Genomic DNA, 17,155 nt, shown 5'->3' with positions numbered 1-17,155 from the left:
ATGCCGTGTTCGCATTGGCCAATGTTTTTTTTGCATTGCCAGGAAAATGCCCGGCGGCCAGGGACGCGTCAGCGCGCGGCGGACAGATAGTCCCAAAGGGCGTCGACCAGCGGCTTGGCGGGAGCGCCGGCCGGCGCGCGTTCGCGGTAGAGCCGGATCTCCATGGTCTCGGTATAGGCCTCGCCCGCGCAGGCCAGGCGGCGCGCGGCCACCTCGCGGCTGACCGCGCTCTCGGGCAGGAAGGCCACCCCGTGCCCCTCGAGCGCCATGGCCTTCAGCCCCTCGGCCATGTCGGTTTCGTAGCGCTCGTCCAGCGGCGGCCGGGGCCGGGCGCCCGCCAGGATCAGGTCGACGATGCGGCCCAGGTAGGCGTTGGGCGCGTAGGCCAGGTAGGGCACCGGGCCGCCCCCGCCCAGGACGTACTCGGGCGTGCCGTCGGGCTTGCTGCGCGCATAGGGGTAGACCGCCTCGCTGCCCAGCACCAGCATGTCGTAGTGGCGCGGATCGAGCTGGACCGGCTGGCGGGGATGGTAATAGACCATGACCAGGTCGCTGCCGCCCTGCACCAGGCTGATCGCGGCGTCATGGACGTTCAGCGCCATCAGCCTGGCCGTGAAATCCGGCAGGCCGGCCTCGGCCCGGATACGGCTCAGCCAGCGCGGGAAGAAGGTCAGCGACAGGGTATGGGGCACGGCGAAGTCGATCACCGCCTGCGAGGCGGGACGCATGCCCCGCAGCATCGCGCGGGTCTCGTCCAGCTTGGCCAGCATGGCGATGGCTTCGGCGCGGAAGGTCTCGCCGGCGGGCGTCAGGCGGGTGGGGTAGACGGCGCGGTCGACCAGATCGGTGCCGACCCAGGCCTCCAGGGCCTGGATACGGCGCGAGAAGGCGGGCTGCGTGATGTGTCGCAGCTCGGCCGCCCGCGAAAACGAACGGGTCTCGGCCAGCGCGATGAAATCTTCGAGCCACTTGGCTTCCATGCTTGCAACCGTGGAGGAACCGGCGGAAATTGTACCGTGGGGCCGGTGCCGCGCCCGGCCGGGCATACACTTGCCGCATGGCCCCGCGCCGCACCGACCATCTTCGTGGAGTCCAGCGTGACCGATTCGCTCCCCTACCCGCCCCCTGCCCCCAATTCGCTGCCCGCCGGCCAGATGCCGGTGCTGCGCGTCATCCCCATGCCCGCCGACTCCAACCCGTCGGGCGACGTGTTCGGGGGCTGGATCATGGCCCAGGTCGACCTTGCCGGGTCGGTGCCCGCCCAGGGCCGCGCCAACGGCCGCGTCGCCACCGTGGCCGTGACCTCGTTCGTGTTCAAGGAACCGGTGTTCGTGGGCGACCTGCTCAGCTTCTACGCCCACATCGTCAAGACCGGCCGCACCTCGATCACGGTCGCGGTCGAGGTCTACGCCGAACGCATCCGCCTCAACTCGGAAGTCGTCAAGGTCACCGAGGCCACCCTGGTCTACGTGGCGACCGACCACCAGCGGCGCCCGCGTCCCCTGCCGGGCCTGCGCGCGGACTGAACCCGTCTGGACACCCATGGCGATTAGTGGCACATTGACCACAAGGACGTCACCGCCCCAGCCCAGCCGGCACAGACCGGCCGGCCAGCCAACACGGCAGGCACGCAGGCCCTGCCCCCAAGGCGAAGGAGACTCACCATGGACATATCCGGTTCGCGCCTGATTCCAGCGTCCCAGGAACGCACCTGGAACAAGCTCGTCGCTCCCGAGACCCTCAAGGTCTGTATCAGCGGATGCGAAAAGGTCGAGCGCCTCTCCGAAAACGAATACCGGGTCAACCTGCGGGCCGAGGTCGGCCCGCTGTCGGCCCGCTTCCACGGCCGGCTGCAGCTGACCGACATCCGGCCCCAGGACTCCTACCACCTCACTTTCGAGGGGGAAGGCGGCGTGGCCGGATCGGCCAAGGGTTACGCCGACATCCGGCTGACGCCGGAAGGCGACGGCACGCGGGTCTCGTACACCGCCCACGCCGACCTGGAAGGCAAGCTCGCCCAGTTGCGCACGGACCAGGCCGAGAAGATCGCGCGCAAGATGATGGACAACTTCTTCGCGCTGTTCTCGGTCTGCGCGTGCCGGGCGCTGGAACGTCCCGCGCCCCGTCCGCCGCGCGTGGCCAGGCCGATGGCCGCCGGCGGCGCGCATGCCCTGCACCTGCCCTCGCAATGGGTCAACCGGCTGTCGTGGCTGGCCGCGCTGGCCGTCATCGCGGGCCTGGTGGTCTACCACACCTTCCTGCACTGAGCGCGGCAACGGCGCGCCGCGGCGTTCAGCGGCGCACGTTCTTCATCTTGATGCGCTGGGACAGGGCCATCATCGCGACGCAGAACACGATGGCCATCACCATGCCGGCCTCGATGCCGGTATTGACCGACGTGCGGGCGATGACCAGCCCCACCAGCGCGGTGCCCACCGCGCTGCCCAGGGTGCGCATAGTCTGGATCAGCGCCGAGGCCACGCCCACGTCGCGGCGCTCGGCGATCATCTGCATGAACAGCGTCAGGTTGGGGATGATGAAGCCCATGCCCACGCCGGCCAGGCCGAACGAGACCACGGCGAAGGCCATGGACGATCCGCGCTCCAGGAACATCACGCCCAGGCAGCCCACGGCCAGCAGCAGCGCGCCGAACACCATCAGCCGCTGAGGCTGGCTCTGGCGCGGGAACAGGCGCCCGTTGATGACGCTGCCCACCGGTATGCAGGCCACCAGCGGCGCGAGGATCATGCCCGCCTGGGTGGGGCTCAGCCCCACCTCCACCTGCAGCAGCAGCGGGCCGTAGTAGATCAGGATGAACATCACCGCGCCGGTCATCACGCCGACGACGTTCAACAGGCGCGACTCCCTGCGCTCGAGCACGCGCAACGGGAACATGGGCTGTTCCAGGCGGCGCTCGTACCAGACGAGCAGGAAGACCGACACGGCGGCCACAGCCAGGAACACCAGGCCCAGCACCGGACGCGGGTGGGTGGAGAAGCCCAGCTCGAGCGCCGCCATGGGCGTGCCCACGGCCAGCGCCAGCAGCGCCCCGCCCAGCCAGTCTATGCGCGGCGGCGTGTCGTGCCGGGGCTTGAGCGGCGGGAAATACCGCCACAGCATCACGAAGGCGATCACCCCCATCACCGGGCTGACGAAGAACGCCGCCCGCCAGCCGAAGGATTCGGTGATCGCCCCGCCCAGCAGCGGCCCCACGCCGCTGGCCACCGCGAACGACGTCGAGATCAGGGCCTGCCAGCGCACCCGCCGCATGGCATCGGGAAACAGGTCGGCGGGCGCCGCGAAGGCGGTGGCGATCATCATGCCGCCGCCCACGCCCTGCAAGGTGCGGGCCGCGATCAGTTGCGGCATCGACTGGCTGATGCCGCACAGCACCGAGCCCAGCGACACCAGGCCCAGCGAGACGAGGATGAAGTACTTGCGTCCGAACAGGTCGCCCAGGCGGCCGAAGATGGGAATGACGATGGCCGAGGCCAGCAGATATCCGGTGCCGACCCAGGCGTAAAGCGGCATGCCGCCCAGTTCGGCCACCACGCGCGGCAGCGTGGTGCCGACGATGGTCGAATCCAGCGCCACCAGCATCACGACCGCGCAGATGCCGATCAGCGCCAGGATCAGTTGGCGCTGGTCTTCTACCGGTGAAGCGAGGTCGGAAGGCGGGTGGGGACTGGCGTTCCCGGGCGGAGATGGCGGGTGCGGCGGGTTCTCGGACATTTGCGCATAATCATATACCGCGCCCCGGGTATACCCCTACCCCCCAATGGCCCGCCGTTCAAAAGCGATAGCCGATAGCGATGGTCGGCACCCACGGATCGATGCGCGCCTTGCCGATCTGGCTGCCGTTCAGCTTCACCTTGGACGAAATGTCGATGTAGCGCAGGCTGGCGTTCAGGAACCAGCGCTCGCCCATCTTCACGTCCACCCCTACCTGCGCTGCCAGCCCCCACGAGTCGCCCAGGCTCAGGTCCTGGCCGGCCAGGGCGCCCGCGGCCCGGGTGTGGAAGAAGCGCGTGTAGTTCACGCCCAGGCCGACATAGGGCTGCACCTGCGAATCGGGCAGGAAGTGCCATTGCACGCTAAGCGTGGGCGGCAGTTGCCGGGACGAACCGATGTTGCCGCCCACCGCGCCGGAAGCGCCGATGTCGTGCCGGAAGGGTACGGCGGCCAGCAGCTCGATCCCGACGTTGCGGGTGGCCATGTAGGTCAGACTGGCGCTGGGCCGCGTCGAATTGCCGGCGTCCAGGCGCACGGCCCCGTTCAGGACGGTGCCGTTGTCCGATTTCGGCCGGACCTGGCTGATGCCGGCCTTGAGCAGCCAGTCGCCGGCTTCGTGCGCCTGCGCGGCCGAAAACGCCGCGGCAAGAAGGGCGGCAAGCAGGATGGGCGGCGTGCGGCGGGAAAACATGAGGAGCTCCATATCGAACGATGAGGCTCCAGCTTGGCAGCCCCTCGCCCCGCGCGCCTTGTCCCAGATCAAGCCGCCCTCGGGCACGCCGCTTGCTGGGGCATCCGGCTGCCCACGCGGCGCCCCACTATGGAGATCGACATGGCCAAGCCGTTGCAAGGACTCACCGTTGCCATCGTGGCAACCGACAATTTCGAACAGGTCGAACTGACGAGCCCGAAGGAAGCGCTGGAACGCGCGGGTGCCACGGTGCACATTCTTTCCGCCCAGGCCGGCGAGATCCGGGGCATGAAGCATGACGAGAAGGCCGACCGCTTCCGCGTGGAGGCGAGCTGGAACGACGCCGACCCCACCCGCTACGCCGGCGTGGTCGTGCCCGGCGGCGTCTTCAACGCGGACGTCATCCGCACCGACAAGGGCGCGCAGCGCTTCGTGCAGGCGCTGCACGACACGGGCAAGCCGGTGGCCGTCATCTGCCACGGCCCGTGGCTGCTGGTGTCGGCCGGCATGGTCGATGGCCGGCAACTGACCAGTTGGCCATCGTTGCAGGACGACATCCGCAATGCCGGCGGGCAGTGGGTGGACGAGGAAGTCGTGCTGGACGGCAACCTCATCACCAGCCGCAAGCCCGACGACCTGCCGGCATTCAACGCGAAGCTGATCGCCGCGCTGTCCAACGTCGAGAGCGCCGACACGCCATCGGGCGCGCAGCCTACCTGACCCCGGGTATGTGCCCGGCGCGGGGGCGGCCGGCAACCCCTATACTTGCCGCGACCAGGCAAGTATAGGTAGCGCCGCCGTATGAATGTGACCCTGCGCCAGATGCGCGCGTTCGTCGAAGTCGTGCATTGCGGCGGTTTCACCGCGGCCTCGCGGCGGCTGCACCTGACCCAGTCCGCCACCAGCCTGCTGGTGCGCGAACTCGAAGGCCAGCTGGGCTTGCAGTTGCTGGACCGGTCCACGCGCAAGCTCGCGGTCACCGAGGCCGGCGCCGAATTCCTGCAGCATGCGGAACGCATCCTGGGCGAAGTCGAGCAAGCCATCCGCCGCACCCAGGACCTGGTGCAGATGCGCCGCGGGCGCGTCACGGTGGCGACCACGCCGGTCATGGCGGCCACACTGCTGCCCGACGCCATCGCCACCTTCCAGGCCGCCCATCCCGCCATCGAAGTCCGCCTGTCCGACGCGCCGGTCGACGTCATCCTGCGGCAGGTGCAGCAGGGCGAGGTCGACCTGGGCGTGGGAGTGTTCACCGGCAATGAGGTGGAGCTGAACCGCAGCCTGCTGATGCGGCACCCTTTGGGCGCCATGATCCCGAGCGCGTGGCCGCTGGCGCGAAAGAGACGGGACCTGACATGGGCCGACCTGGCCAGCCAGCCCATGATCGTCGTGCCGCAGTTGAGCGGATCGCTGCCGCAGATGGACCGCGTGCTGCACCAGTCGGGAATCGCGGCCCAGCCGCGCTTCGAAGTGCACTACCTGTGGTCGGCCATCGGCCTGGTCGAGGCCGGCCTGGGCATCGCGGTCATGCCGTCCTACGCGGGGCTGCTGGCCCGATCGAAGCGCGCGCGCTTTCGCGTGCTGCACGACCCGGTGGTGTATCGCAAGATCGAACTGGTCACGCAGCCCGGCCGCTCGCTGTCGCCGGCGGCCGCGTCCTTCCGCGCCCACCTGGCGGCCCACTGCAAGCAGTTCGAGGAACGGGGCTGACGCCACGCCGGCCCGGCGGCCGGCGCGCGTTCACCGCGCGGCCAGCTCGCGCACGGACTGGGCCGCGTCACGCACGATCTGCGCGGGATCGCAGGCGGTCCACTGCCCGTGCCGGCGCAAGACCCGCCCGTCGACGATGACGGTATCCACGTTGGCCGGCTGGGCCGAGTAGACCAGCGAGAAGGCCGGGTCCGCCACCGGCGCCATGTTCAGGTCCGTGGTGCGGACCAGGATGACGTCGGCCCGCTTGCCCGCCTCGAGCGAACCGACGCGGTCCGCGATGCCCAGGTCGCGCGCGCCGTCCAGCGTGGCCAGCCGCAGCAGGCGGCGCGCCGTGAGCGGGACCTCGGCGCCGAAACGCTGGCGATGCGACCACAGCAGGGCGCGCATGCAGGCAAAGAAATCGGCGTTGGCCGAGGCCGACGAACTGTCCACCGACAGGCTCTGCCGCACGCAGGCGCACTCCAGCTCGTGGAACTGGATCACCCCGCGCGATGCCTGGGCGTACAACACCTCGATCACCGGTGAACACGAGAACGAGACGCCGCAGGCGGCCAGCCGCAGCTGTTCTTGCTGCGACACGCCCTGGGGGTGCACCAGTTGCAGGTCGGGCCCCAGCAGGCCGTGCGCGTCCAGCACCGAGACCACCCCCGGGCGCGCGTGCATGGTGATCGGCAGGCCCAGGCGTCGCACGCCCGCGAACTCGGCGCGCACGATGTCGATGGGCACGGTGCCGCGCGGATTGGATACCGGCGTCCGCAGCGCCGCACCCAGGTGGATCATGGGATCGCCGCCCTCGGCCCGGGCGATTTCCGCCAGGCCATCCAGGTCCATCGCGCGCCCCAGCGGCAGGTCCTGCCCCCAGCCATAGGCCATGCGGCCCCGTATGCCCAGGCTGCGCATGGCCGCCAGTTCAGCGCGGGCGTGATCGGGCGTGCGGGTGTTGTGCGACCAGTTGTGGACCGTGGTGATACCGCTCGCCAGGCCCTCGGCCAGCCCCAGCCTCACCGAGTGGTAGGAGTCGTCCGGCGTGAAGCGCGGCCCCATGGACAAGGTCACCGGAAAATAGCCGCGCGCCGCTTCGTCGCCGCTGATCAGCGCGCGCAGCGAACAGTTCCACAGGTGCCAGTGCGTGTCGATGAAGCCCGGCATCACGATCATGCCGCGCGCATCCAGCTCCCGCGCCCCCGGCGCGCGCAGTCCGCGGCCGATCGCCACCAGCGTTCCGTCGCGGACATGGACGTCGGCATCGGGCAGGTCGTCCATGCCGTCGGCCATGGTCATCACATGGCCGCCCCGTATCACGAATTCCTCGCGCGCGGGCAGGCCGGACACGTGTCCGGCCGCCTCGTGCCATCTTGCTGACTGCATGCCCATTAGTCGGCCTTGGCTCCGGTCAGGCGGATCAGGCGTTCCTTGTGGCGCATTTCGTCGCGCAGCGCGGCGGCGAATTCAGCCGGCGCCGAGAACACCGGGTCGAAGCCGCGCGCGGCCACGAAGCGCTGCTGGAATTCCGGATCGGCGGCGATCGCCTTCACGTCGGCATGGATGCGCTGGATCACGGCGTCGGGCGTGCCGCCGGTGGCGAACAGGCCGAACCAGGATTCGCGCGGGTCGACGTCGGCATAGCCGGCCTCCGCCAGGGTAGGCACGTCGGGCTCGGACGCCAGCCGGCTGGCCCGCGCGATGGCCAGCGGCTTCATCTTGCCCGCGCGGATGTGGGGCTCGGCGATGGCCGCGCCCACCATGGCCAGTTGCACCTCGCCGCCGAGCAGCGCCGTCACGGCCGGCATGATCCCCTTGTAGGGCACCTGGGTGATCCGTATGCCCGTCTTGTGCCGCAGTCCCTCGAACAGCAGGTGAGGCAGGCTGCCCGATCCCATCGAGGCATAGTTCAGTTCGTCGGGGCGGGCCTTCGCCAGCGCGACCAGCTCATCGAGCGAATTGGCCTTCACCGAGGGATGCGCCAGCACCATCTGCGGCAGGCTGACCAGTTGCGAGACCGGCGCCAGGTCGCGCACCGCGTCGTAGGGCAGCTTTTCGTACAGGAAGGGGTTGCTGGTGATGGTCGATTCGCTCGTGACCAGCAGGGTGTGGCCGTCGGGCGCCGCCTTGGCGACGGCGTCGGCGCCGATGATGGAAGCCGCGCCCAGCTTGTTCTCGACGATGACCGGCCGGCCCCATTTCTGCCCCAGCCGTTCGGCCAGGGCCCGGGCGATCACGTCCACGCCGCCACCGGGCGCGTAGGGCACGACGATGCGCACCGGCCGCGCCGGCCAGGCCGGCTGCCCCATCGCCGGCCCCGCGGCCGCGACGCCCAGGGCCGCGGCACATGCCGCCAGCCACCGGCGGCGACCCTGCGCCGCCGCTGTACTTGCTTGCCTCATCACTTCTCCTTCCCGCCGGACGGCCCGGAAAGCAAGGCCCGCCTTCCGATGTCCCGCGGCGACATGGCAGGCATTTCACCCGCGGGCGGCGGGACAGGCAAACGAGAAAAATTTGTAGTTCTATCAGTTGGCCATCTAAATACGTGCTCCCGCCGCGCTTACACGCTGTCATGAAAAAAGACGCGAAATCTGCAAGAATCGGGCGCTCCGCCTTCGCCGGCCGCGTCCCGCGGCCCTCTCTTGCGAGTCCCCATGGCCTACATGCTGCTCATCGTCGAACCCACCGGCCAGCGCGCCGAACGCAGCGAGGAGGCCGGCCGCGAACTCTACGACCGCATGGTCGCCTTCGGCGCCGACCTGAAGACGCGCGGCCTGCTGCTGGCCGCCGAATCGCTGGCCTCGCAGGACAGCGCCGTGCGCGTGCGGAAACAGGACGGACGTGCACGCCTGGTGGACGGGCCCTTCGCCGAAGCCAAGGAAATGATAGGCGGCTTCTTCCTGCTGGACTGCGCCACGCGCGAGGAAGCGGTGGCCATCGCGCAAACCTGCCCGGCGGCGCAATGGTGCACGGTCGAGGTCCGGGAAGTGGCGCCGTGCTATCGCTGAGCCGCTCGACCTGGTAGTTTCCCTAGGTCGCCTCCGCCATGTCGATTCCGGCACGCGCCGATCGTCGTAGGGTCAGAAGCCCACGTGCGGGCTTGCAACCACCGGAGAAACCGCCATGCGATTCATGATCATCGTCCGCGCCACCGCGGACACCGAGGCCGGCGTCATGCCCGAGGAACCCCTGCTGGCCGCGATGACCGCCTACCACGAGGAACTGGCCAGGGCCGGCGTGCTGCTGGACGCCAACGGCCTGAAGCCGTCGTCCCGGGGCTGGCGCGTCCGCTACCGGGCCGGCAAGGGTACGGTCATAGACGGCCCGTTCGCCGAGACCAAGGAACTGATCGCCGGCTACACGCTGATCCAGGTCCGCTCGCGCGAGGAAGCCATGGAATGGGCCCGGCGCTTTCCCTCGCCCATGGCGGATGCCGACGGCGAGATCGAGGTGCGCGAGCTCTTCGAGCTGGACGACCTCGGCCCGAGCGAAGCGGTGGACCGCTTCCGCAAGCTGGAAACCACCAGCCGATAACGCGCCCATCTTCCAAGGAACCCGCCATGCACAAGCAGATCTTCGTCAACCTGCCCGTCGCCGACCTGCCGCGCACCCAGGCCTTCTTCGGCCAGCTCGGCTTCACCTTCAACGCCCAGTTCACCAACGAAAAGGCCGCCTGCATGGTCATCGGCGAGAACATCTACGCCATGCTGCTCACCACGGATTTTTTCCGCGGTTTCGCCAGCAAGCCGATCAGTGATGCCCGGGAAAGCACCGAAGTCCTGGTGGCCCTGACCTGCGACAGCCGGGAGGCCGTCGACGACATGGTGCGCAAGGCCCTGGCCGCCGGCGGCACGGCGCCGCGGCCTCCGCAGGACCACGGCTTCATGTACAGCCATGGCTTCGACGACCCGGACGGCCATGCATGGGAGGTCTTCTACATGGACCCGGCCACGGTCGAGCAGGGCTGAGCCTGTGACGCAGGCCGCCACCCACCGGGCCATCGAAGCCGTCTGGCGGATCGAATCGGCCCGCATCATCGCGGGCGTCGCGCGGCTGGTGCGCGACGTCGGCCTGGCGGAGGAACTGGCGCAGGACGCGCTGGTGGCCGCGCTGGAGCGATGGCCCGGGGATGGCGTGCCGGACAATCCCGGAGCCTGGCTGATGACCACCGCGAAGAACCGGGCGCTGGACCGCCTGCGCCAGGCCGCCCTGCACGCGCGCAAGCACGAGGAGTACGGCCACGAGACCGAAGTGCTGGGCGCGGGCCATGCGCCGGATCCGGCGGCCCTGGTCGAGGCCGCACGCGACGACGAAGTGGGCGACGACCTGCTGCGCCTGATCTTCACCGCCTGCCATCCCGTCCTGTCCACCGACGCCCGCGTGGCGCTGACGCTGCGCCTGCTGGGCGGCTTGACGGCCGGCGAGATCGCCCGCGCCTTCCTGGTGCCCGAGGCCACCATCGCCCAGCGCATCGTGCGTGCCAAGCGCACCCTGTCGGCGGCCAGGGTGCCGTTCGAGGTGCCCCACGCGCATGAGCGCGCGACCCGCCTGGACTCGGTACTGGAAGTGATCTACCTGGTCTTCAACGAGGGCTATTCGGCCACGGCCGGCGACGACTGGGTGCGGCCGGCGCTGTGCGGCGAGGCGCTGCGGCTGGCGCGCGTACTGGCGGGACTGGCACCGGACGAGGGCGAGGTGCATGGCCTGTGCGCGCTGCTGGAGATCCAGGCCTCGCGTCTGCCGGTCCGCACCGACGCCGACGGGCGCCCCGTCCTGCTGATGGACCAGGATCGCACGCGCTGGGACCCGCTGCTGATACGACGCGGCCTGGCGGCCCTGGCCCGGGCCGAAGCCCTGGGCGGAGCGCACGGCCCCTATGCCTTGCAGGCCGCGCTGGCCGCCTGCCATGCCCGGGCCCGGACGCCGGACGAGACCGACTGGGAACGCATCGTGGCCTTGTACGACGCCCTGGCGCAGGTGGCCCCGTCGCCCGTGGTCGAGCTGAACCGCGCCGTGGCGGTCGGCATGGCGTTCGGTCCCGCCGCCGGGCTGGCGCTGGCGGACGCGCTGCGCGCGGAGCCGGCCCTGGAGAATTACCACTGGCTGCCCAGCGTGCGCGGCGACCTGCTGCACAAGCTCGGGCGCCACGCCGAGGCGCGCGAGGAATTCCTGCGCGCCGCCGCCATGACCCGCAACCTGCGGGAACAGGAACTTCTGCTGGAACGCGCGGCCCAAGCCCTCCCCTCCCATTGACTCCTCCATGACCTCATCCCCGTCTCTCAAGGCTACCCGCAAGGAATGGATAGGGCTGGCCGTCATCGCGCTGCCCTGCATGGTCTACGCGATGGACCTGACCGTGCTCAACCTCGCCCTGCCCGCCATCAGCGCGCAGTTGAACCCGTCCAGCTCGCAGCTCTTGTGGATCGTCGACATCTACGGCTTCCTGGTCGCGGGCCTGCTCATCACCATGGGCACCCTGGGCGACCGCATCGGGCGGCGCAAGCTGCTGCTGATCGGCGCCGCGGCATTCGGTGTCGCCTCGGCCATCGCGGCCTTCTCCGACAGCGCGGGCATGCTGATCGCCATGCGGGCCCTGCTGGGCATCGCGGGCGCCACCCTGGCGCCGTCGACCATGTCCCTGATCCGCAACATGTTCCACGACGAGCACGAACGCCAGTTCGCCATCGGCGTCTGGATCGCCAGCTTCTCGCTGGGCAGCGCCATCGGGCCGCTGGTGGGCGGGGTGCTGCTGCAATTCTTCTGGTGGGGATCGGTCTTCCTGGTCGCGGTGCCGGTGATGCTGCTCCTGCTCGTGCTCGGCCCGGTGCTGCTGCCGGAATACCGCGACCCGGACGCCGGCCGCATCGACCCGCCCAGCGTGGCGCAGTCCCTGTTCGCCGTGCTGGCGGATGATCTACGGACTCAAGCAGATCGCCCAGCACGGCGCGTCGTGGACCGCCGCCGCCATCATCGCGGCGGGATTCGCGGTGGGCGTGGCCTTCGTGCGGCGCCAGCGGCGCCTGCCCTATCCGCTGCTGGACCTGAACCTGTTCATGCGGCCGGCCTTCAGCGCCGCCATCGCCGCCTACGCGCTGTCCTGCCTCGCCATGTTCGGCGTCTACATCTTCATCACGCAGTACCTGCAACTGGTGCTGGGCCTGGACCCGCTGCGGGCGGGCCTGGTCACCGTGCCCTGGGCGCTGGGCTTCGTCGCGGGCTCGCTGCTCGCCCCGCGCCTGGCCCGGCGCGTGCCGCCGCTGTCCATCTTCGTGGGCGGACTGCTCGCGGCCGCCGCCGGTTTCCTGATGGTGCTGCTGGCCGACCGCCCCTACGGACTCGAAGCCATCATGGCGGGCCTGATCGTGATGAGTCTGGGCATGGCGCCGGTGTTCACCATCGGCAACGAGATGATCATCACCTCGGCGCCGCCGCAGCGGGCGGGCTCGGCCTCGGCCATCTCCGAAACCAGCGCCGAATTCAGCGGCGCGCTCGGCATCGCGGTATTCGGCAGCATGGGCACGATGATCTACCGTTCCGGCCTATCGGCGGGCATGCCGGAGGGCATCCCGGCGCAAGTAGCCGAGACCGCCTCGTCGACGCTGGGCGCCGCGGTGGCGGCGGCGCATGCGCTGCCCACGCCGCAGGCCGACGCCATGCTGGCGGTGGCGCGCGGGGCGTTCGTCGATGCGCTGCAACTCTCCGCGGCGGTCGGCGCCGTACTGACACTGTGCGCGGCCGTGGCCGCGGCCTGCATCCTGCGCGGCGGATCCGCCCGCGCCCAGGCACTGCGCGACGACGCGGCGTAGCGCGGCCGGCCGCCGCTCAGCCGCCGAAGGCGAGCACCAGCGCGTGCAGGCCGATCCCGATCAGCCCGCCCACCAGCGTGCCGTTGTAGCGGATGTATTGCAGGTCGGGGCCCACGCTCAGCTCCAGCGCCTGCACCAGCCGCTTTTCGTCCCAGCCCCTGACGGTCTGGGCGATATGCTCGGTGACCCCTTCGCGCAGCCGGGCCGCCAGGCTGCGCGCGCCGGTCATGACATGTTCGTTGATCGCTTCGCGCAGGGCGGGATTGGCGGCCAGCTGGCGGCCCAGTCCCAGCAGGCTCTGCTCCAGGTGCCGCGCCAGCGGCGAGTCCTGCGCATCCAGGTTGCGGCGCAGGGCCGCGTGGATCTCTGCCCACAGCCCCTGCACGTACGCCTGCACCGAGGGGTGATCGATCAGCCGCGACTTGATGCCGTCGATCTGCTCGCGCAATTGCGGATCGTCGCGCAGCCGCGCCACGTAGTCCGCCACCCAGGCCTCGTAGTCCTGGCGCAGCGGATGATCGGGCCGCGACAACACCTCGTGCAGTTCATCCAGCAGCGCGCGCGCCAGCCGGTCCGCCAGATTGTCGGCGATCCCTTCGACCGGTTTCACCAGGTTCACGGTCCCGACGATCCTGGGCCATTCCTTGCGCGCGTATTTCACCATCAGATCCGACACCCGCTCCTTGACGCCCTCGTCGTCCAGGTAGCCCCCCAGGCGCCGCAGGGCCTCGTCCAGCAATTGATGATGGCGGCCGTCGCGCGTCAGCAATCCCAGCACCTCTCCCGCCGTCGCCCCGGCATCCCAGGCCCGCAGGCGGGCGACGACGAAAGACTGGATGGCCTCGCGCACGACCCGCTCGTCCAGCAGGTCCAGCGCCTGCGACAGCCACGTGCGCGCCATGCCCGCCGCCATGCGCGCCTGGGCCGGCTCGCTCAGCCATGCGCCCAGCCGGCTGGCCGGGTCGAATACCTGGAGCCTGGCCAGCAGCGCGTCGGGCGCCAGGAAATGATCGCGCACGAACACGGCCAGGTTGTCCCCCAGGCGCGCCTGGTTGGCGGGAACGATGGCGGTGTGGGGAATCGGCAGGCCCAGCGGCCGCTTGAACAGCGCCACCACGGCGAACCAGTCGGCCAGCGCGCCCACCGTGGCGGCCTCGCAGAAGGCCCGGACCCAGGCCCAGGCGCCCTGCCCGCCCATCGCATGGCTGAGCCCGAAACCCGCCAACGACGCGGCAAGCAGGCCCAGCGCGCCCAGTTTCATGCGGCGCAGGCGGGCCAGGCGGGGATCGGCGGATGGGGAAGGATTCAAGACGGCGGTGCTTCGGTGGGCAAGCCTCCACTTTACCCACGGCCGCGGCGCGCTTCCAGCCGCGGGGGTCGCGGGCGATAGAATCTCCGGTCAAGATTCGCTTCCGGAGCACGACCGCCATGACCGTCCGCCGCATCGTCGCCAATCTCTCCACCCCCGACCCCGCCCTCGCGCGGGAGTTCTACGGCAGGCTGCTGGGCCTGGACGTGGTCATGGACCACGGCTGGCTCATGACCTTCGCGTCCGGCGGCAGCCAGACGCCCCAGGTCAGCGTGGCCAGCGAAGGCGGTTCGGGCACGCCCGTGCCGGCGCTGTCCATCGAGGTCGACGACGTGGACGACGTGCTGGCCCGCGCCCGCGCGCACGGGGCCGAGATCGTCTACGGGCCCTGCGACGAAGCCTGGGGCGTGCGGCGCTTCTACGTGCGCGACCCGTTCGGCAATCTGGTCAACATCCTGACGCATCGCTCGTAGGCCGGCACCCGGCCGAGCAGGCGTCCCGACGCGCGACGCCCCTATGTTCTAATCTGCCGGCAGGGCCGTGCCGGCCGCCGACTCACAGGACGCAAACCATGGCATCCCAGATCCACATCCTTTCCTCGATGGCAACCAAGCAGCTGCTTGCCGATCTCGTCGCCCAATTCCAGCAATCGCACGCACAGCAGGACATCCTCGTGGAATCCGTCGGCGGCGTCGATGCCGCCCGGCGCGTGCAGTCCGGCGAAGCCCTGGACGCCGTCGTGCTGGCCGCCAACGTCATCGACCAGATGACCGAAGCCGGGCATATCGTGGCGGGCAGCCGCGTGGACCTGGTCGTATCGGGCGTCTACGTGGCCGTGCGCGCCGGCGCGCCGCGCCCGGACATCGGCTCCGAAACCGCCCTCAGGCAGGCCGTGCTGGACGCTGGCACCATCGGCTACTCCACCGGTCCCAGCGGCGTCTACCTGTCCAAACTGTTCGAACGCTGGGGCATCGCCGACCAGATCAAGGACCGCACCGTCCAGGCCAAGCCCGGCATCCCGGTGGGGACCCTGATCGCCAAGGGCGAAGTCGATCTCGGATTCCAGCAACTGAGCGAAATGATGAACGTGCCGGGCATCGACATCGTGGGTCCCCTGCCCCCCGGCCTGCAGGTCATGACCACCTTCTCCGCCGGCGTGGCCGCCACCTGCACCCGGCAGGACACCGTGCGCGAACTGCTGGCCTTCATGGCCAGCGCCGACGCGGCCGAGATCAAGCGCAAGAACGGCATGGACCCCGCCTAGGGCCGCCATGAACGCCGCGGCGTCCCTGTTCCAGGCCGACCGGCTGACGCTGGGACTGGCCCTGCCCTGGGTCGACGCCGCCGAACATGCCGGCCGGCGCGAAGTCGATTTCCACCATCAACTGGAACTGGCGGCCCAGGCCGAATCGGCGGGTTTCGCCGCGCTGTGGGTGCGCGACGTGCCGCTGAACCATCCCGGTTATCCCGAAGCCATCGGCCATCTCGATCCGTGGACATGGCTGGGCGCGCTGGCCGCGCGCACCCGGCGCATCGGCCTCGTGACGGGTGCCGTCGTGCTGACGCTGCGCCATCCGCTGCACGTCGCCAAGGGCGCCGTCTCGATCGCCTCGCTGGCGCCGGGACGCTTCGTGCTGGGACTGGGATCGGGCGACCGGCCGCCCGAATACCTGGCGTTCGGCCGTGATGCCGCCACCCGGCGCGAGGATTTCCGCGCGCGCTGGGAACAACTGTCGGCCGCGCTGGGGACCCCGCCGCGCGTCGTGCCCGACGTGCAGGACGATCCGCCCGTGGCCTTCAGCCTGCGGCCGCTCCCCGCCACGCCCGTGCCCATGCTGGCCGTCGGTTCGGCCGGCCAGAGCCTGGACTGGATCGCCCGCCACGCGGTGGGCTGGACCACCTACCACCGTCCGCCGGAAGTACAGCGCGGCCGCCACGGGATGTGGCGCCAGGCGGTGGAACGCGCCGCGCCGGGCCAGTTCCGTGCCTTCGGCGTCGCCATGCGCGTGGAACTGCTGGACCGCCCCGAAGCCCCGGCCGAAGCCATCGAACTGGGCTATCGCACCGGCGCACGGGCGCTGGCCGGCATCCTGGCGCGCATGCGCGAAGCCGGCACCCACCATGTCAGCCTGAACCTGCCCGCAGGCGCCCGGCCGCTGCCGGATGTCATCGCCGAGCTGGCCCCGCTGAACGCCGAGCTGTCCTGAACGGCCTTCAGGACAGGCCCGTCACCGGCAATGCCGCGCCGTGGACGGCGCGGGCCGCCGGCGAAGCCAGGAAGCGGATCACTTCGGCCAGGTCGGCCGGCGCCACCCAGCGCGCGGGATCGGCATCCGGCATGTCGCGCCGGTTCTCGGGCGTATCGATGATGGTGGGCATGACGCAATTGACGTTGATGCCCCGCTCGCGCAACTCCGCGGCCATGGACTCGGTCAGCCGCATGACCGCGCTTTTCGAGGCGCAATAGGCGCCCATGCCGGCCGTGCCGCGCAAGGCGGCATGGGCGGCGACGTTGACGATCCGGCCTTCACCCCGTGCCACCATGCCGGGCACGACGGCGCGCGCGGTATGGACGATGCTGCGGGCGTTCAGGTCCAGCAGGAAATCCCAGGTGGCGTCGCGGGTCTCGTGCACGGCCTCGCCCATGCGGAAACCGCCGGCGATGTTGCACAGCACGTCGATCGCGCCGAAGCGGTCCCGCGCGCGGTCCGCCGCATCCGCGACCTGCCCGGCATCCAGCAGATCCACCGGCGCGATCAGGCACGAGGCCGCGCCCAGCCCCGCCGGCGGTTGCGCCTCGCGGCGGTCCAGCAGCACCAGGTTGGCGCCCTCGGCGGCAAAGGCGGCGGCAACGGCGCCGCCCAACGTTCCAGCCGCGCCGGTGACCATGACCGTGCGCCGCCCCGTATGTGTCGATGCCAT

At 70.3% G+C, this 17,155-nt stretch carries 18 protein-coding genes and 1 pseudogene; 12 read left to right on the top strand and 7 right to left on the bottom strand.

Translation table 11 applies throughout. The features are described from left to right. Positions 1–68: 68 nt before the first annotated feature. Positions 69–980, bottom strand: a complete 912-nt coding sequence (locus tag ABD104_RS15455; protein ID WP_343927775.1) for a LysR family transcriptional regulator — start codon at positions 978–980, stop codon at positions 69–71. A gap of 174 nt (positions 981–1,154) precedes the next feature. Here ABD104_RS15455 and ABD104_RS15450 point away from each other — a divergent pair, with 174 nt between their 5' ends. Together ABD104_RS15450 and ABD104_RS15445 are read left to right on the top strand one after the other, a co-directional pair. Further along, complete coding sequence (locus tag ABD104_RS15450; RefSeq protein ID WP_343927801.1) at positions 1,155–1,526, top strand: acyl-CoA thioesterase; 372 nt, start codon at positions 1,155–1,157, stop codon at positions 1,524–1,526. A 138-nt stretch (positions 1,527–1,664) separates the two neighbouring features. After that, positions 1,665–2,267: an SRPBCC family protein gene (locus ABD104_RS15445; RefSeq protein ID WP_087837594.1), complete on the top strand. Its 603-nt coding sequence runs from the start codon at positions 1,665–1,667 to the stop codon at positions 2,265–2,267. A 25-nt stretch (positions 2,268–2,292) separates the two neighbouring features. Here the strand turns inward: ABD104_RS15445 and ABD104_RS15440 are convergent, their stop codons facing one another. Together ABD104_RS15440 and ABD104_RS15435 are read right to left on the bottom strand one after the other, a co-directional pair. Continuing rightward, positions 2,293–3,732 (bottom strand): MFS transporter, encoded by a 1,440-nt coding sequence (locus tag ABD104_RS15440; RefSeq protein ID WP_343927774.1) that lies wholly within the window; start codon positions 3,730–3,732, stop codon positions 2,293–2,295. Positions 3,733–3,790: 58 nt separating this feature from the next. Then, entirely contained in the window at positions 3,791–4,423 is a 633-nt protein-coding gene (locus tag ABD104_RS15435; protein ID WP_087837593.1) for an OmpW/AlkL family protein, read from the bottom strand. Between the two features lie 141 nt (positions 4,424–4,564). Between ABD104_RS15435 and ABD104_RS15430 the strand changes: the two genes are divergently transcribed. Both ABD104_RS15430 and ABD104_RS15425 read left to right on the top strand, forming a co-directional pair. Further along, on the top strand, positions 4,565–5,143 hold the full coding sequence (locus ABD104_RS15430; protein ID WP_087837669.1) for a type 1 glutamine amidotransferase domain-containing protein: 579 nt from the start codon (positions 4,565–4,567) through the stop codon (positions 5,141–5,143). Positions 5,144–5,224: 81 nt separating this feature from the next. After that, positions 5,225–6,133: a LysR family transcriptional regulator gene (locus tag ABD104_RS15425; RefSeq protein WP_343927773.1), complete on the top strand. Its 909-nt coding sequence runs from the start codon at positions 5,225–5,227 to the stop codon at positions 6,131–6,133. Positions 6,134–6,163: 30 nt separating this feature from the next. Here the strand turns inward: ABD104_RS15425 and ABD104_RS15420 are convergent, their stop codons facing one another. Beyond that, positions 6,164–7,504, bottom strand: a complete 1,341-nt coding sequence (locus ABD104_RS15420; protein ID WP_087837668.1) for an amidohydrolase family protein — start codon at positions 7,502–7,504, stop codon at positions 6,164–6,166. Between the two features lie 5 nt (positions 7,505–7,509). Continuing rightward, positions 7,510–8,520 carry a Bug family tripartite tricarboxylate transporter substrate binding protein gene (locus tag ABD104_RS15415; protein WP_343927772.1) on the bottom strand — a complete coding sequence of 337 codons (1,011 nt, stop codon included), beginning with the start codon at positions 8,518–8,520 and terminating at the stop codon, positions 7,510–7,512. A 252-nt stretch (positions 8,521–8,772) separates the two neighbouring features. Between ABD104_RS15415 and ABD104_RS15410 the strand changes: the two genes are divergently transcribed. The 5 genes and pseudogenes from ABD104_RS15410 to ABD104_RS30335 all read left to right on the top strand — a co-directional run bounded on the left by ABD104_RS15410 (position 8,773) and on the right by ABD104_RS30335 (position 12,924). Beyond that, positions 8,773–9,126 carry a YciI family protein gene (locus ABD104_RS15410; protein WP_130357006.1) on the top strand — a complete coding sequence of 118 codons (354 nt, stop codon included), beginning with the start codon at positions 8,773–8,775 and terminating at the stop codon, positions 9,124–9,126. A 115-nt stretch (positions 9,127–9,241) separates the two neighbouring features. Further along, the gene (locus tag ABD104_RS15405; protein ID WP_130357005.1) at positions 9,242–9,652 is read left to right on the top strand and encodes a YciI family protein; all 411 of its coding nucleotides are present in this window, start codon (positions 9,242–9,244) and stop codon (positions 9,650–9,652) included. Between the two features lie 26 nt (positions 9,653–9,678). Continuing rightward, positions 9,679–10,086, top strand: coding sequence for a VOC family protein (locus ABD104_RS15400; protein ID WP_087837589.1), 408 nt, complete (start codon positions 9,679–9,681; stop codon positions 10,084–10,086). 4 nt (positions 10,087–10,090) lie between these two features. Then, a complete protein-coding gene (locus ABD104_RS15395; protein ID WP_343927771.1) occupies positions 10,091–11,371 on the top strand; it encodes an RNA polymerase sigma factor in 1,281 nt (426 codons plus the stop codon). A gap of 7 nt (positions 11,372–11,378) precedes the next feature. After that, positions 11,379–12,924, top strand: a pseudogene (locus ABD104_RS30335) (MFS transporter). A 16-nt stretch (positions 12,925–12,940) separates the two neighbouring features. Here ABD104_RS30335 and ABD104_RS15380 read toward each other — a convergent pair. After that, positions 12,941–14,185, bottom strand: a complete 1,245-nt coding sequence (locus ABD104_RS15380; protein WP_087837666.1) for a DUF445 domain-containing protein — start codon at positions 14,183–14,185, stop codon at positions 12,941–12,943. A gap of 167 nt (positions 14,186–14,352) precedes the next feature. On the opposite strand from ABD104_RS15380, the gene ABD104_RS15375 reads away from it, so the two are divergent. From ABD104_RS15375 to ABD104_RS15365, 3 genes are all read left to right on the top strand, one after another. After that, on the top strand, positions 14,353–14,706 hold the full coding sequence (locus ABD104_RS15375; RefSeq protein ID WP_087837586.1) for a VOC family protein: 354 nt from the start codon (positions 14,353–14,355) through the stop codon (positions 14,704–14,706). A gap of 98 nt (positions 14,707–14,804) precedes the next feature. Next, positions 14,805–15,497, top strand: coding sequence for a substrate-binding domain-containing protein (locus ABD104_RS15370; RefSeq protein ID WP_087837585.1), 693 nt, complete (start codon positions 14,805–14,807; stop codon positions 15,495–15,497). Between the two features lie 7 nt (positions 15,498–15,504). Beyond that, positions 15,505–16,440 (top strand): TIGR03571 family LLM class oxidoreductase, encoded by a 936-nt coding sequence (locus ABD104_RS15365; protein ID WP_087837584.1) that lies wholly within the window; start codon positions 15,505–15,507, stop codon positions 16,438–16,440. Positions 16,441–16,447: 7 nt separating this feature from the next. Here ABD104_RS15365 and ABD104_RS15360 read toward each other — a convergent pair whose 3' ends face one another. After that, positions 16,448–17,155, bottom strand: a complete 708-nt coding sequence (locus ABD104_RS15360; RefSeq protein WP_338617568.1) for an SDR family NAD(P)-dependent oxidoreductase — start codon at positions 17,153–17,155, stop codon at positions 16,448–16,450.

This window comes from Pigmentiphaga daeguensis, from assembly GCF_039523035.1.
GTDB classification, from domain to species: Bacteria; Pseudomonadota; Gammaproteobacteria; order Burkholderiales; family Burkholderiaceae_B; genus Pigmentiphaga; species Pigmentiphaga daeguensis.
This window is presented reverse-complemented; position numbering and strand designations above follow the sequence as displayed.

Bases quoted from the DNA above. Each gene is read 5' to 3' on its own strand.
- ABD104_RS15455 (WP_343927775.1), bottom strand. From the start codon at position 980: ATGGAAGCCAAGTGGCTCGAAGATTTCATCGCGCTGGCCGAGACCCGT.
- ABD104_RS15450 (WP_343927801.1), top strand. From the start codon at position 1,155: ATGCCGGTGCTGCGCGTCATCCCCATGCCCGCCGACTCCAACCCGTCG.
- ABD104_RS15445 (WP_087837594.1), top strand. From the start codon at position 1,665: ATGGACATATCCGGTTCGCGCCTGATTCCAGCGTCCCAGGAACGCACC.
- ABD104_RS15440 (WP_343927774.1), bottom strand. From the start codon at position 3,732: ATGTCCGAGAACCCGCCGCACCCGCCATCTCCGCCCGGGAACGCCAGT.
- ABD104_RS15435 (WP_087837593.1), bottom strand. From the start codon at position 4,423: ATGTTTTCCCGCCGCACGCCGCCCATCCTGCTTGCCGCCCTTCTTGCC.
- ABD104_RS15430 (WP_087837669.1), top strand. From the start codon at position 4,565: ATGGCCAAGCCGTTGCAAGGACTCACCGTTGCCATCGTGGCAACCGAC.
- ABD104_RS15425 (WP_343927773.1), top strand. From the start codon at position 5,225: ATGAATGTGACCCTGCGCCAGATGCGCGCGTTCGTCGAAGTCGTGCAT.
- ABD104_RS15420 (WP_087837668.1), bottom strand. From the start codon at position 7,504: ATGCAGTCAGCAAGATGGCACGAGGCGGCCGGACACGTGTCCGGCCTG.
- ABD104_RS15415 (WP_343927772.1), bottom strand. From the start codon at position 8,520: ATGAGGCAAGCAAGTACAGCGGCGGCGCAGGGTCGCCGCCGGTGGCTG.
- ABD104_RS15410 (WP_130357006.1), top strand. From the start codon at position 8,773: ATGGCCTACATGCTGCTCATCGTCGAACCCACCGGCCAGCGCGCCGAA.
- ABD104_RS15405 (WP_130357005.1), top strand. From the start codon at position 9,242: ATGCGATTCATGATCATCGTCCGCGCCACCGCGGACACCGAGGCCGGC.
- ABD104_RS15400 (WP_087837589.1), top strand. From the start codon at position 9,679: ATGCACAAGCAGATCTTCGTCAACCTGCCCGTCGCCGACCTGCCGCGC.
- ABD104_RS15380 (WP_087837666.1), bottom strand. From the start codon at position 14,185: ATGAAACTGGGCGCGCTGGGCCTGCTTGCCGCGTCGTTGGCGGGTTTC.
- ABD104_RS15375 (WP_087837586.1), top strand. From the start codon at position 14,353: ATGACCGTCCGCCGCATCGTCGCCAATCTCTCCACCCCCGACCCCGCC.
- ABD104_RS15370 (WP_087837585.1), top strand. From the start codon at position 14,805: ATGGCATCCCAGATCCACATCCTTTCCTCGATGGCAACCAAGCAGCTG.
- ABD104_RS15365 (WP_087837584.1), top strand. From the start codon at position 15,505: ATGAACGCCGCGGCGTCCCTGTTCCAGGCCGACCGGCTGACGCTGGGA.
- ABD104_RS15360 (WP_338617568.1), bottom strand. From the start codon at position 17,155: ATGGCATCGACACATACGGGGCGGCGCACGGTCATGGTCACCGGCGCG.